The organism is Pseudomonas sp. FP2335, from assembly GCF_030687535.1.
Classification (GTDB): Bacteria; Pseudomonadota; Gammaproteobacteria; order Pseudomonadales; family Pseudomonadaceae; genus Aquipseudomonas.
Map to the genome: position 1 here is coordinate 5,295,353 of NZ_CP117437.1, position 13,952 is coordinate 5,309,304.

The 13,952-nt window shown below is 57.9% G+C and carries 12 protein-coding genes; 10 read left to right on the forward strand and 2 right to left on the reverse strand.

The features are described 5' to 3' along the window. Positions 1-36 precede the first annotated feature (36 nt). A complete protein-coding gene (locus PSH81_RS23805; protein ID WP_226455816.1) occupies positions 37-1,938 on the reverse strand; it encodes a sigma-54-dependent Fis family transcriptional regulator in 1,902 nt (633 codons plus the stop codon). A 271-nt stretch (positions 1,939-2,209) separates the two neighbouring features. Here PSH81_RS23805 and PSH81_RS23810 point away from each other — a divergent pair, with 271 nt between their 5' ends. The 10 genes from PSH81_RS23810 (at position 2,210) to PSH81_RS23855 (ending at position 12,768) form a co-directional block, all read left to right on the forward strand. Then, entirely contained in the window at positions 2,210-3,730 is a 1,521-nt protein-coding gene (locus tag PSH81_RS23810) for an aldehyde dehydrogenase family protein (RefSeq protein ID WP_305391592.1), read from the forward strand. Between the two features lie 211 nt (positions 3,731-3,941). Beyond that, entirely contained in the window at positions 3,942-5,375 is a 1,434-nt protein-coding gene (gene eat, locus PSH81_RS23815; RefSeq protein ID WP_305391593.1) for an ethanolamine permease, read from the forward strand. A gap of 53 nt (positions 5,376-5,428) precedes the next feature. Next, positions 5,429-6,823, forward strand: coding sequence for an ethanolamine ammonia-lyase subunit EutB (locus PSH81_RS23820; RefSeq protein ID WP_124525118.1), 1,395 nt, complete (start codon positions 5,429-5,431; stop codon positions 6,821-6,823). Then, on the forward strand, positions 6,820-7,653 hold the full coding sequence (gene eutC, locus PSH81_RS23825; RefSeq protein WP_226455818.1) for an ethanolamine ammonia-lyase subunit EutC: 834 nt from the start codon (positions 6,820-6,822) through the stop codon (positions 7,651-7,653). Before PSH81_RS23820 ends, eutC begins: the two co-directional genes overlap by 4 nt. 92 nt (positions 7,654-7,745) lie before the next feature. Next, complete coding sequence (locus tag PSH81_RS23830) at positions 7,746-8,204, forward strand: N-acetyltransferase (RefSeq protein ID WP_192299052.1); 459 nt, start codon at positions 7,746-7,748, stop codon at positions 8,202-8,204. Between the two features lie 297 nt (positions 8,205-8,501). Continuing rightward, positions 8,502-9,158, forward strand: a complete 657-nt coding sequence (locus tag PSH81_RS23835) for a DedA family protein (protein ID WP_192299053.1) — start codon at positions 8,502-8,504, stop codon at positions 9,156-9,158. 6 nt (positions 9,159-9,164) lie between these two features. Continuing rightward, the gene (locus tag PSH81_RS23840) at positions 9,165-9,980 is read left to right on the forward strand and encodes a zinc-dependent peptidase (protein WP_226455819.1); all 816 of its coding nucleotides are present in this window, start codon (positions 9,165-9,167) and stop codon (positions 9,978-9,980) included. Positions 9,981-10,089: 109 nt separating this feature from the next. Continuing rightward, positions 10,090-10,617 (forward strand): inorganic diphosphatase, encoded by a 528-nt coding sequence (ppa, locus tag PSH81_RS23845; RefSeq protein ID WP_003219382.1) that lies wholly within the window; start codon positions 10,090-10,092, stop codon positions 10,615-10,617. Between the two features lie 213 nt (positions 10,618-10,830). Continuing rightward, entirely contained in the window at positions 10,831-11,604 is a 774-nt protein-coding gene (locus PSH81_RS23850; protein WP_305391594.1) for a S24 family peptidase, read from the forward strand. A gap of 414 nt (positions 11,605-12,018) precedes the next feature. After that, complete coding sequence (locus PSH81_RS23855; RefSeq protein ID WP_192299056.1) at positions 12,019-12,768, forward strand: type II restriction endonuclease; 750 nt, start codon at positions 12,019-12,021, stop codon at positions 12,766-12,768. A 45-nt stretch (positions 12,769-12,813) separates the two neighbouring features. Here the strand turns inward: PSH81_RS23855 and PSH81_RS23860 are convergent, their stop codons facing one another. Then, positions 12,814-13,863 (reverse strand): DNA adenine methylase, encoded by a 1,050-nt coding sequence (locus PSH81_RS23860; RefSeq protein WP_305391595.1) that lies wholly within the window; start codon positions 13,861-13,863, stop codon positions 12,814-12,816. Positions 13,864-13,952 lie beyond the last annotated feature (89 nt).

A 13,952-nucleotide genomic window follows, 5' to 3' on the forward strand; every position in this document is an offset into this window, starting at 1 on the left:
TGACCGTTGAAAAGAACACCCTCCTACAACTTTCGATTAAACCGAAGCAAAACGGGTAATCCCGTGTTTTCGCAACTTGCGATACAAGGTATTGCGACTGACACCCAGATGCTCCGCCGTTTGCGTCATGCGCCAATGCTGACGCTCCAGCGCCGCCAACAAAGTCTGGCGCTCGGCATCGTCGAGCGGCAACTCGCTGGCCCGGTTCAGCGGGGCCTGGTGCAATAGCGCCGGCAGGTCAGCCAGCCCGATGCGTCCGTGATCACACAGCGCCACCAGGGTGCGCAACACGGTGCGCAATTGCCGCACATTTCCGGGCCAGGCATAGCCCAGCAACGTTTGACGCGCCGCCGGCTCCAAGCTGATCGACTGTCCTTGCGCCTCCTCGGTCAACAGGAAGTCGAGCAACTGCTGCTTGTCACTGCGCTCGCGCAATGCCGGCAAGGCCACTTCCAGACCGTTGAGGCGGTAGTACAAATCCTCGCGAAAGCTGCCGTCCTGCACGCGCGCCAGCAGATTGCGGTGGGTAGCGCTGACAATTCTGACATTCACCGCCTGGGGCGCACCGCCGATGGGTACCACCTGGCGGTCCTCCAACACCCTCAACAAGCGGGTCTGCAACGCCAACGGCATGTCACCGATTTCATCGAGGAACAAGGTGCCGCCGTCCGCTTGCTGCAACTTGCCGCGCATGCCTTCTTTAAGCGCGCCGGTGAAGCTGCCGCCACGATAGCCGAACAGTTCGCTTTCGATCAGGTTTTCCGGGATGGCCGCACAGTTGAGTGCAACAAACGCCTTGTCTGCGCGCTGGCTGGCCTGGTGCACGGCCTTGGCGAAGGCTTCTTTACCAGAGCCGGTCTCGCCGTTGATCAACAAGGGCACATCGCGCTCGAACACCCGTAGCGCCTTGCGAAACTCGTTTTGCAGCGCCGGATCGCCCAGGCAGATACCGGGCAAGCGCGCCGGCGCGGGCTTGGCCACTGGCATCGACACCGGCACAGTGCGCGACTGACCGCGCAACGCGGCGAACAGGTGCCGGCCGTCACGTGTGCGCAGAGGCCAGCTGGCGGTGGCATTGGCACTGGCGCGTCCGAGCAGTTGATCCAGGGAACAGTCGAAGCATGCGTCTACCGACTGCCCCAGCAAACTGCCGCGCATTTGCCCCAGCAGGTTGAGGGCGCTCTGGTTGACCGCACAAATCCGCCCATCGCCGTCGAACGCCAGCAGTCCTTCGCTGAACAGGCCTACCGACTCGGCCTGCAGATGAAAACGCAGCAGCCAGTGATGTTCAAAGTGGCGCAGGAAATAGCAACTTTCGATCATCTTCGCCGAGAGGTTGACCAGCGCCATCGTATGGAACTGGCTCTGGCGCGATACGGCCTCACGGGCTGAAGACACATCCAGCACCGCCAGCAATTCGCCATGAGGATCGAACACCGGGCTCGCCGAACACGTCAGCCCGGTGTGGCGGCCGCGAAAATGCTCATCGCGATGAATGGTCAGGGACTGGCGCTCTACCAGGCAGGTGCCGATACCGTTGGTACCTTCGCAGGCTTCGCTCCAATCGGCACCGAGCCACAACCCGGCACGCTCGAAGATCTTGCGCTCGGACGGCGCGGTGACACAGTTGAGGATCACCCCGCGCGCATCGGTCAGCAGCACCGCATGACCGGCGCCCGAGAGCTGTTGGTGCAGGCTGTTCATCTCACTGCCGGCAATGTGCAGCACCTGTTGCAGGCGCTCGCGGCTTTCCAGCAAGCGGCCGTGCTCAAGCACGGTGGGCGCGAGGGTCTGCGCAGGGTCGAGGTGATAGTCCTCCAGGCAACGCAGCCAGGACCGGGCGATCGACGGATCACTGGCGGGGCCTTGGGAACGTGCTTGTCCGCGTGTCACGGTCAAGACTTGCTGGGCATGGCGACTGAAATGATCGTTGTGCATTTCTTATTATTCTCCCTGCGTGAGAGCGCCCAGCATCCCCCAGCCATCCGACCAATGCAATCCCGGGCAGACTCACGGGTCACGGTCTGTACCGTTTATGGCACAACCTGTCACATCACCTGTGTCAAAGCTGCCACAGTAGCGCCTTGCAACAAAGCCCAAGCCCTTGATTTAGCTAGCCTGCGCAGCGGTGGCCCAACCTTTGCTCTACGCTTATCAAGCGCAGCAGCGCTGCACTCCAAATAAACATAAAAGCCAGGAGATACCCACCATGCGTTACGCACACCCCGGTACTGAAGGCGCGATCGTTTCGTTCAAGGCCAAGTACGGCAACTACATCAACGGCGAGTTTGTGCCGCCGGTCGAAGGCAACTATTTCACCAACACCTCGCCAGTCAACGGCAAGCCTATCGCCGAGTTCCCGCGCTCCACTGCCAAGGACATCGACAAGGCGCTGGACGCCGCCCACGCCGCTGCGGACGCCTGGGGCAAAACCTCAGTGCAGGACCGCTCGCTGGTGCTGCTGAAAATCGCCGACCGTATCGAGCAGAACCTCGAACTGCTGGCCATCACCGAAACCTGGGACAACGGCAAGGCGGTGCGTGAAACCCTCAACGCCGACATCCCGCTGGCCGCCGACCACTTCCGCTACTACGCCGGCTGCATCCGCGCCCAGGAAGGCAGCAGCGCCGAGATCAACGAACACACCGCCGCCTATCACTTCCATGAACCGCTGGGCGTGGTCGGCCAGATCATCCCGTGGAACTTCCCGATCCTGATGGCCGCCTGGAAACTCGCCCCGGCCCTGGCCGCCGGCAACTGCGTGGTACTCAAGCCGGCCGAGCAAACCCCACTGGGCATCAACGTGCTGCTCGAAGTGATCGGCGACCTGCTGCCACCGGGCGTACTCAACATGGTGCACGGTTTCGGTAAAGAAGCCGGTGAAGCCCTGGCCACCAGCAAGCGCATCGCCAAGATTGCGTTCACCGGCTCGACGCCGGTGGGCTCGCACATCATGCATGCGGCGGCTACCAACATCATTCCGTCGACCGTTGAGTTGGGTGGCAAGTCGCCGAACATCTTCTTCGAAGACATCATGAAGGCCGAGCCGTCCTTTATCGAAAAGGCCGCCGAAGGCCTGGTGCTGGCGTTCTTCAACCAAGGCGAAGTGTGCACCTGCCCATCTCGCGCACTGGTGCAGGAGTCGATCTACGACGACTTCATGAAAGTGGTGATGAAGAAGATCGAATCGATCAAACGTGGCGACCCGCTGGACACCGACACCATGGTTGGCGCCCAGGCATCCGAGCAGCAGTTCGACAAGATCCTGTCCTACCTGGAAATCGCCAAGGGTGAAGGCGCGCAACTGCTCACCGGCGGCAAGGTCGAGAAGCTCACCGGCGACATGGCTGGCGGCTATTACATCCAACCGACCCTGCTCAAGGGCACCAACGCAATGCGCGTGTTCCAGGAAGAAATCTTCGGCCCGGTGGTAAGCATCACCACCTTCAAGGACGAAGCCGAGGCCTTGGCCATTGCCAACGACACCGAGTTCGGCCTGGGTGCTGGCGTGTGGACACGCGACATCAACCGCGCCTATCGCGTAGGCCGGGCAATCAAGGCGGGCCGCGTGTGGACCAACTGCTATCACCTGTACCCGGCGCATGCCGCGTTCGGCGGTTACAAGAAGTCCGGTGTGGGGCGTGAGACGCACAAGATGATGTTGGATCACTACCAGCAAACCAAGAACTTGCTGGTTAGTTATGACATTAATCCGTTGGGCTTCTTCTAACTAACCACTGCCCCCCCCACATTTGAAATGCACTTGAAAATGTGGGAGCGGGCTTGCTCGCGAAAGCGGTGTATCAGTTACAGACTTATCAACTGACCTAGCGTTTTCGCGAGCAAGCCCGCTCCCACACTTGAAGTTTCATAAGTACTTGCGAACTTCATCCGGCACACAGATGCCGAATTAGAACAATAACAATGAAAGGTACTTCCTCATGCCTAGCGAACCGAGTGGATCTTCTGTCGACTTCGAAAAAGTCGACTCCCAATACTTCCAACAACGCGAACTCAAAAAAGGCGCCGCCGGCTGGGTGCTGTTGGTTGGCCTTGGCGTTGCCTATGTTATTTCCGGCGACTACGCCGGCTGGAACTTCGGCCTGGCCCAGGGTGGCTGGGGTGGCATGTTCCTCGCCACTTTGCTGATGGCCACCATGTACCTGTGCATGTGTTTTTCCCTGGCCGAACTGTCTTCGATGATCCCGACCGCCGGCGGCGGCTACGGGTTTGCCCGCAGTGCGTTTGGCCCGTGGGGCGGGTTCCTCACAGGCACCGCGATCCTGATCGAATATGCCATTGCACCGGCAGCCATCGCGGTGTTCATCGGCGCCTATTGCGAGTCGCTCTTCGGGGTTGGCGGCTGGATGATCTACCTGGCGTTCTACATCATCTTTATCGGCATCCACATCTTTGGTGTCGGTGAAGCCCTGAAGTTGATGTTTGTGATCACCGCTATCGCCGCGATTGCCCTGAGTGTGTTCCTGGTGTCGATGGTGCCGCACTTCAACGTCGCCAACCTGCTCGACATTCCCGTGACCGAAGCCAAGGGCGCCAGCACGTTCCTGCCGTTCGGCTACGTCGGTGTGTGGGCGGCGATTCCTTATGCGATCTGGTTTTTCCTCGCCGTCGAAGGCGTACCGCTGGCTGCCGAAGAAACCAAGAATCCGAAACGCGACCTCCCTCGCGGCCTGATTGGCGCCATTGTGGTGCTGACCAGTTTTGCCCTGCTGATCCTGGTGATTGCGCCGGGCGGTGCGGGCACCTATGCGCTGATCAAATCGGGCAACCCATTGGTTGAAGCGCTGGCGCTGTCCTACGGTGGTTCGACGTGGATGGGCAGCTTCGTCAACCTCGTCGGCCTGGCCGGCTTGATTGCGAGTTTTTTCTCGATCATCTACGCCTATTCGCGGCAGATCTTCGCGCTTTCCCGTGCGGGCTACCTGCCGCGCAAACTGTCCCAGACCAATAAAAGCAAAGCGCCGGTGCTGGCATTGGTCATCCCCGGCATCATCGGTTTTGGCCTGTCTTTGACCGGCCAGGGTGATTTGCTGATCCTGGTGGCGGTGTTTGGCGCAACGATTTCCTACGTGCTGATGATGGCCGCGCACATCACCCTGCGCATTCGTCGCCCCAAAATGGACCGTCCGTACCGCACACCTGGGGGCATCTTCACCTCCGGCGTCGCCTTGGTACTGGCTTGCGTGGCCGTAGTGGCGGGCTTCCTGGTCGATCCACGGGTGGTGATTGGCGCTGCGATCATCTATGGAGTATTAATTGCTTACTTTGCTTTCTACAGCCGGCATCACTTGGTAGCAGGCACGCCCGAAGAGGAATTCGCGGCGATCCAGGCCGCAGAGGCCGCCTTGCACTGACTGCCGTAAACCTCGACGCGAGCGCTGTGCCCGCGTCGTCAAGGAGACACTGTATGGCAAGCTTTTCCCACGCGGTGGGTACACAAACCTACCGCTTCGACAGCCTCAAGGACGTGATGGCCAAGGCCAGTCCTGCACGCTCCGGGGACTTTCTCGCTGGCGTGGCCGCGCAAAACGACGGTGAACGGGTGGCCGCGCAGATGGCGCTGGCGAATATCCCGCTGAAACACTTCCTCGAAGAAGCGCTGATCCCCTATGAAAGCGATGAAGTCACCCGGCTGATCATCGACACTCACGATAAGCAGGCGTTTGCCGTGGTCAGCCACCTGACCGTCGGCGGCTTGCGCGACTGGCTGCTGAGCGACGCGGCCGACGAACATAGCCTACGCGCGCTGGCGCCTGGGCTGACGCCGGAAATGGCTGCCGCCGTGTCCAAGATCATGCGCGTGCAGGATCTGGTGCTGGTGGCGCAGAAGATCCGCGTCGTCACCCAGTTCCGCGGCACCATGGGCCTGCGCGGGCGTTTATCCACACGCCTGCAGCCCAACCACCCAACCGATGAGCCGGCCGGTATCGCCGCGAGCATTCTCGACGGCCTGCTGTACGGTAACGGCGACGCCATGATCGGCATCAACCCGGCCACCGACAGCATCGCCTCGATCTGCGCCATGCTGGAAATGCTCGACGCAATCATCCAGCGCTACGAGATCCCGACCCAGGCCTGCGTGCTGACCCACGTCACCACCTCCATCGAAGCGATCAACCGTGGCGTGCCGCTGGATCTGGTGTTCCAGTCGATTGCCGGCACCGAAGCGGCCAACGCCAGTTTCGGCATCAACCTCAACGTGTTGCAGGAAGGTTACGACGCGGGCCTGAGCCTCAATCGCGGTACCCTGGGCCAGAACCTGATGTATTTCGAAACCGGCCAGGGCAGTGCTTTGTCGGCCAACGCGCACTTTGGGGTCGACCAGCAAACCTGTGAAACCCGGGCCTATGCGGTGGCGCGGCATTTCAAGCCGTTCCTGGTCAACACCGTGGTCGGTTTTATCGGCCCGGAGTACCTGTACAACGGCAAGCAGATCATCCGCGCCGGCCTCGAAGACCACTTCTGCGGCAAGCTACTGGGCGTGCCGATGGGTTGCGACATCTGCTACACCAACCACGCCGAAGCCGACCAGGACGACATGGACACCCTGCTGACCCTGCTCGGCGTGGCGGGGATCAACTTCATCATGGGCATCCCCGGCTCTGACGACATCATGCTCAACTACCAGACCACCTCGTTCCACGATGCCCTGTACGCCCGCCAGACCCTGGGCTTGAAGCCGGCACCGGAGTTTGAACAGTGGCTGGCGAAGATGGGTATCTTCACGCAAGCCGATGGCAAGGTACGCTTCGGTAACAGCCTGCCACCGGCGTTTCGCCAAGCCTTGGCGCAATTGGGATGAAGGAGCCGCCCGTGCAACTCGACCTACCTGAGAACCCGTGGCTGGAACTGCGCCGCCTGACCCCGGCGCGCATTGCCCTGGGCCGTACCGGCACCAGCATTCCCACGCAGGCGCAACTGGACTTCCAGTTCGCCCACGCCCAGGCGCGGGACGCCGTGCACCTGCCCTTCGACCATGCCGGCCTCAGCGGCCAACTGGCCGAACGCGGCCGTGAGAGCCTGTTGCTGCACAGCGCCGCAACTGACCGGCACAGCTACCTGCAACGCCCGGACCTGGGGCGGCGCTTGAGTGATGAGTCGGCCCAGGCGCTGCGCGCGCATGCGGCGGCCAATCCCGGTGGTGTGGACCTGGCAGTGGTGGTGGCAGATGGCTTGTCCGCACTGGCGGTGCATAAACATACGTTGCCGTTTCTGACACGCATGGAAGAACAGACCCACGCCGAAGGCTGGTCCTTGTCACCCGTCATCCTGGTCGAACAAGGCCGTGTGGCCGTGGCCGATGAGATTGGCCAATTGCTCGGCGCCAAGATGGTGGTGATCCTGATCGGCGAACGGCCAGGGCTCAGCTCGCCGGACAGCCTGGGGTTGTATTTCACCTACAACCCCAAGGTCGGCCTCACCGATGCGTATCGCAATTGCATCTCCAACGTACGCCTGGAGGGCTTGAGCTACGGCATGGCAGCCCATCGCCTGCTTTACTTGATGCGAGAGGCGTGTCGCCGGCAACTGTCGGGGGTCAACCTCAAGGATGAGGCGCAGGTTCAGACCATCGAATCGGATGATCCGGACCTGATGAAAGGTAATTTCCTGCTCAGTTCACCGGATGACTGAACGCTGCATGATTGCGCTTTTTCGCGCCGTTAGGCAGCATCGAGTCACGGCCGCTTGTGTGGTCATACCCCATTTGGAAGTTGAGGCCTGGCATGCGGATTACTCAAGCGACCCTGGAACACCTGGACCTGTTGACCCCATTGTTCGTCAAATACCGCGAATTCTACGGCGCGTTGCCCTTCCCAGACTCGTCGCGGGCCTTCCTGGAAAAGCGCCTGCGCCGCAAGGAATCGGTGATCTACCTGGCCCTGGCCGATGATGACGATAAAAAACTGCTCGGTTTTTGCCAGCTGTATCCGAGCTTTTCTTCGCTGTCGCTCAAGCGCGTGTGGATCCTCAATGACATCTATGTGGCCGAAGACGCTCGTCGGCAACTGGTGGCCGACAACCTGATGCGCACCGCGAAGAAAATGGCCAAGGAGACCCATGCGGTAAGGCTGCGGGTGTCTACCAGCAGTGACAATCAAGTGGCGCAGAAGACGTATGAGTCGATCGGGTTTCGTGAAGACACCGAGTTCAAGAACTACGTGCTGCCGATCAGCGAAGACTGACCACTGCCCCCCAAAATCCCCTGTGGGAGCGGGCTTGCCCGCGAATGCGGTGGTTCAGCATCAGATGTGCTGACTGACACGCCGCTTTCGCGAGCAAGCCCGCTCCCACATTTGGATCGGTGTATATTTTCGAAAACCGCGACATCCCCCGCTACAAAACCAACAGGCTTTTCACCTCTCGATCCGTATAATGCGGACCTTTCAGGGATGTAAGAATCGCGACATACCCTTGTAGCCTTACTTACCCCAGCTTCCGCACTGGCCTGCTGAGCCGAGCCATTCACACAGGTGCCATCCATGGATTTCAACCCGCTCGACCTTATCCTGCATCTCGACGTCTACCTCGACCTGCTGGTAACCAATTACGGTCCGTGGATCTACGCTATTTTGTTCCTGGTGATTTTTTGCGAAACCGGCCTGGTGGTCATGCCCTTCCTGCCCGGTGATTCGCTGCTGTTCATCGCCGGTGCGGTCGCCGCAGGCGGCGGCATGGACCCGGTCTTGCTGGCCGGCCTGCTGATGTTGGCGGCGATCCTCGGGGACAGCACCAACTACGTCATCGGACGAACAGCGGGAGAGCGCCTGTTCAGCAACCCGAACTCGAAGATCTTCCGACGCGACTACCTGCAGAAAACCCACGACTTCTACGACAAGCACGGCGGCAAAACCGTGACCTTGGCGCGCTTCCTGCCGATCCTGCGGACCTTTGCACCATTTGTCGCCGGCATCGCCAAAATGCCTTACGCACGCTTCTTCGGTTTCAGCGTGCTGGGCACTATCCTCTGGGTCGGTGGCCTGGTGACCCTGGGTTACTTCTTCGGCAACGTGCCGTTCATCAAGAAGAACCTCTCGCTGCTGGTGGTGTTCATCATCCTGCTGTCGCTGGTGCCGATGATCATTGGCGTGTTTCGCAGCCGCTTTGGTCGCGCCTCCTCCGAAGCCAAGCCGCAGTAACCGCGGATGTGGTCCCTCAGCGCCTGGCGTCGCCGGCGCCTGCTGGCCAAGCACCCGATTGCCGATGACACCTGGCAGCGGGTGCGCCAGCACCTGACCTTTCTCGACGGCATCAGCGCCGAGCAGGATCAATGGCTGCGCGAAGCCTGCGTGGTATTTCTCGCCGAAAAACACCTCACCGCCCTCCCCGGCGTCGAGCTGCATCAGGAACAACGCCTGCTGCTCGCCGCCCAGGCGCAACTGCCGTTGATGAACCTGGGCGACCTCGATTGGTATCGGGGTTTCCACGAAATCGTGCTGTACCCCGACGACTTTCTCAGCCCCCAACGCCATCGCGACAGTAGCGGCATCGAACACGAGTGGGACGGTGAGCACAGTGGCGAAGCCTGGCAACAGGGTCCGGTGATCCTGGCCTGGCCAGGCGTACTGGCCAGTGGCAACTGGGAAGGCTACAACCTGGTCATCCACGAACTGGCGCACAAACTCGACATGCTCAACGGCGACGCCAATGGCCTGCCGCCGCTGCACAGCGACATGCGCGTGCAGGAATGGGCCAGCGTGATGCAAAGCGCCTACGACGACCTCAATCGCCAGCTGGACGCCAACCCGGACGCCGAAACCGAGATCGACCCCTACGCGGCGGAAAACCCGGCGGAATTCTTTGCCGTTACCAGCGAATATTTTTTCAGCGCCCCGGATTTACTGGTCAATAGTTATCCACAGGTGTACGCCCAACTCAGCCGCTTTTATCGCCAGGACACCCTGGCCCGCTTGAACCAGCTGCAAGCCACGGACCCGCGTTATCAGCCGCAGGGCGAATAACCGTACGACGTCTGGCGCATGGCATCGGCGGCGGAATGTGCCTATAATCGCCGCCACTTTTAGGCCAATCCGGCCAAGTTTCTTGGCCAATTAACGGGGGCAACGCCCAATGAGCTACAGCAAGATTCCGGCTGGCAAAGACCTGCCGAACGACATCTACGTCGCCATCGAGATTCCGGCCAACCACGCGCCGATCAAATACGAAATCGACAAAGACAGCGACTGCCTGTTCGTTGACCGTTTCATGGCCACCCCGATGTTCTACCCGGCCAACTACGGTTTCATCCCTAACACCCTGGCTGACGACGGTGACCCCCTCGACGTGCTGGTGGTAACCCCTTACCCGGTGACCCCAGGCTCGGTTATCCGTGCCCGTCCAGTCGGCATCCTGAACATGACCGACGACGGCGGCGGCGATGCCAAAGTTATCGCAGTTCCACACGACAAGCTGTCCCAGCTGTACGTGGATGTGAAGGAATACACCGATCTGCCGCCACTGCTGCTGGAACAGATCAAGCACTTCTTCGAGAACTACAAAGACCTCGAAAAAGGCAAGTGGGTGAAGATCGACGGTTGGGGCAATGCAGACGCCGCCCGCGCTGAGATCCTGAAATCGGTTGCCGCCTACAAAGGCTGATACCCGTCCGGTATTACCCCGGCAATAGAAAAAGCCCCGACTATTCGGGGCTTTTTTATGCATGCAATTAAACACTCGGATCAACAAACAAAAACTAACGTTTAACAATACAAGAAAACTGAAAAATCAGGCCACAACTAAGTAAAAACCTACACGCGCAATTCAACGCATGGTTTATTTGATTTGTTTTTCCCGCCAGTAAACTCTGCGTTTATGAATACATCAGGTGATCGTTTAAAAGCACTGCTACGGGAAGTTCATCTTTCCGCCTCCGACTTCGCCAAGAACCGCGGCGTCACGCCTCAACACGTGAACAACTGGTTCAAACGCGGCGTCCCCATGGGCAAACTCAACGAGATTGCAGAGTTGTTGTGCGTCTCCAGTCGGTGGTTGCACACCGGCATGGGCCCTAAACACCCACCGGTCAACTTTCTGTTGGACGGCCCGAACGCAAGGAATGTACTCCCCACCCGCGAAACCACCGGCAAATACCTCACAGGCTCGGCCTGCAACCCAGAAAAAACCGACGTGGAAATCCCCCTCCACCCCACATTTACGTCCACCGAGTGCATCCGCGTCTCCCTGATTAGCCTCGAAACCCTCAAAGTAAACCCCGAGCGCGCAGTAGGCGCGTACATGGTCGACAACAGCATGACCGACATCATCCAACAGGGCGCCATACTCGCCATCGACAGCGGTCGCACCCAAATCATCGACGGCGAAATCTACGCGGTCGAACATGACGGCATGCTACGCATCAAATACCTCTACAACCGTCCCGGCGGCGGCCTGCGCATGCGCAGCCACAACGCCGGTGAACATCCCGACGAATACCTCACCTACGAGCAACGCTTTGAACAGAACTTCCAGATCGTGGGCTGGGTGTTCTGGTGGGCCACACTCAACACCCGTCGCCCACCCGTGCCGCTGGATGAGCAATTATTGGGCTGGGAAGGCTCTAAATCGGATCCGGAGGTGGGCAATTGAGGTGAATGTGGGTATCATGCGCCGCACATTTGGCAGGGGTGGCGTTCAGCTGTTTCCCCTGTCTGGCGATGCGGAGGAGTTCCCGCGGATGCCCCTACCATTCAGCCAGACGCGACGTTGGCTGAGCGATTTGAAGGCTGGTGAGGCTTGTCAAAAACAAGCTGAAGCAGTCCCCGAGAAGCCGGCCACAAGCCGGCTTTTTAATGCCTGCAATAAATGGCCGAATTGACTTTCAGGGGCCCCACCTCACGCGTCCTCGGAGATAGTCGCGCGCGCTGCTTTTAAGCGAGCTGCGCAAATGGACACAAATCCAACCCGCAGTATATCCTGCGTCTGAAACAACTCGGACACTAGCAAGGCGCTTTGACAGGGAGCTTGATGTGTTTTTTGATTGGGCAGAGTTAAGAGGTAGTAGTGATCACACTCAATGATTTCGAAAAAGAATTTCGTAACTACACAAAAGGCTGGACCTGGGAAATCCAGGGTTTTATTGACGAGCAAAACCGGGTCTACCCCATCGACTCCGATACAAAAGTCATCAGTACTGTATTTGAAAGGCTTGCCAGCCCGGTTCTCAGAACCATCGCACTCAATCACGGGTTTATCGTAGCCAACGCTAATCAGACCACGTATCCCGATTTCACCTTCACCAAGTTCGATAACTATGGCAATGTCGTACAACGCATCGCCATCGACATCAAAACGACCTATCACGCCCAAGGAAAACCCATGGGCCTGACCCTGGGAAGTTATAAGTCGTTTATCAGGAATGACACCAAAAACATTTTACATCCGTATTCGACCTACACCCATCATTGGGTGATTGGCTTTATCTACACGCGAAACCTGGCATTTGAAGAGTATGATCTAACCAACATACCAAAAGCCGGCGACATCAAATGCCCTTATGACTTGCAGAGCATCTTCATCAGAGAAAAGACTGATGTTGTAGGATTGAGAGCGGGAAGCGGCAATACCGCCAACATTGGTTCCATCAAGCTGAAAAGCCCTCAGGAGTTCTCGACAGTCAAAGGGCCGTTCTCACATTTCTCTCAAGTAAAAGAAGCCTGCGACTTTTATTGGCAGAACTACGACCACTACAAGGGCGCGATTAAAACCCAGCAAGACCTGCTGGCTCACCCGGACTTCCAGAGGTTTCTGTAAACTTTTGCGCGTCCGCATGCCTGTAGTTGAGTGCCCCGTCGCCAACTACAGGCGTGCGATGATAAAAATTTCTTCATTGTCCGCGTTTTTGCTCAGCGCATATTTGTATTCACCTGCCGTGTGTATCTCCACCTGCCTGCCACAACCCTGCATGACCGCCTGGATCTCAAGGGGAGACGGTGTACCGTCGCTTCTATAGCTCATGATGATGGTCGACGAATGAAAATACTCGCATATGTACTTTAATTGCTTGAGCGCAGACTCTTTTTTATGCCAGGCGCTTTCTATATTTACGATGGGTTTGTGCGGGTATCGAGTATCGCCTTTCGAGAAAAGGCTATAGTCACATAAGCCTTCCAAAAAATGATAAAAGTTGGAGTAATTAACCGACACAGACTTCCCATTCATGTAGGGAGGGTCCATATACACAACATCATAATCTTGAGGAAGCGCTTGCAGGCAGGCCGTGTCAACACAGGTTGTTATCGGCTGCCGTGCATCAACAGCAGGCAAGGCTGCCAATTCCTTTATGCACTTTACGGCATGCTCCTTGATTGAGGTTTCCCAGGTCTTCGCGTTGCCAAAGGACCTGACGACATCCTTGAGGCGCATATCCAGATTCGCGCGATGAAACAGATTATAAGGTCTCTTCTTGATGAGCGCCTGCCCCACTGCGTAGATATAAAGGCTTTGCTTTAATCCGCAATAGCGCTGTATGTTCTGGCAAAAGTTGTCTATCTCGCTATTTTCATGAGGCTTAAAGTAAACTCCTTGAAACTCGTCAGACACAATAGATTCAAAATCATCGGCACGGTGATTCAGCAAGAAATCCAAGTCCGCATCCAAATCCAGCGCACTCAGCTCTTCCTGTGAGTAATTCAAGAACAAAGAGGCGGTATTTTGATTGTATTTCAAGTAATCGTTTGCCAGAACTCTTTTGCCCAGATAACGAAATAACAATGCCACGATCCCGGACCCGGAATACAGATCAATTATTGAGTCGCACTTTTCAGCTTCTATCAGTGCGGCAATTTCCGGAAGAATCTTTCTTTTTGAACCTTGAAAGCGTGTTGCGGGAAAACGTGGCAATAGCATATTTCTCTCCTCAGCGGAGCACTATATCAGAACGGCTTATGCAGGTAAATTCACCGAAAACAGAACACGATTAAACTTTAATACTCAAC

Excerpts from the sequence above, each read along its gene's own strand:
- PSH81_RS23805 (WP_226455816.1), bottom strand. The coding sequence starts at position 1,938 with ATGCACAACGATCATTTCAGTCGCCATGCCCAGCAAGTCTTGACCGTG.
- PSH81_RS23810 (WP_305391592.1), top strand. The coding sequence starts at position 2,210 with ATGCGTTACGCACACCCCGGTACTGAAGGCGCGATCGTTTCGTTCAAG.
- eat (WP_305391593.1), top strand. The coding sequence starts at position 3,942 with ATGCCTAGCGAACCGAGTGGATCTTCTGTCGACTTCGAAAAAGTCGAC.
- PSH81_RS23820 (WP_124525118.1), top strand. The coding sequence starts at position 5,429 with ATGGCAAGCTTTTCCCACGCGGTGGGTACACAAACCTACCGCTTCGAC.
- eutC (WP_226455818.1), top strand. The coding sequence starts at position 6,820 with ATGAAGGAGCCGCCCGTGCAACTCGACCTACCTGAGAACCCGTGGCTG.
- PSH81_RS23830 (WP_192299052.1), top strand. The coding sequence starts at position 7,746 with ATGCGGATTACTCAAGCGACCCTGGAACACCTGGACCTGTTGACCCCA.
- PSH81_RS23835 (WP_192299053.1), top strand. The coding sequence starts at position 8,502 with ATGGATTTCAACCCGCTCGACCTTATCCTGCATCTCGACGTCTACCTC.
- PSH81_RS23840 (WP_226455819.1), top strand. The coding sequence starts at position 9,165 with ATGTGGTCCCTCAGCGCCTGGCGTCGCCGGCGCCTGCTGGCCAAGCAC.
- ppa (WP_003219382.1), top strand. The coding sequence starts at position 10,090 with ATGAGCTACAGCAAGATTCCGGCTGGCAAAGACCTGCCGAACGACATC.
- PSH81_RS23850 (WP_305391594.1), top strand. The coding sequence starts at position 10,831 with ATGAATACATCAGGTGATCGTTTAAAAGCACTGCTACGGGAAGTTCAT.
- PSH81_RS23860 (WP_305391595.1), bottom strand. The coding sequence starts at position 13,863 with ATGCTATTGCCACGTTTTCCCGCAACACGCTTTCAAGGTTCAAAAAGA.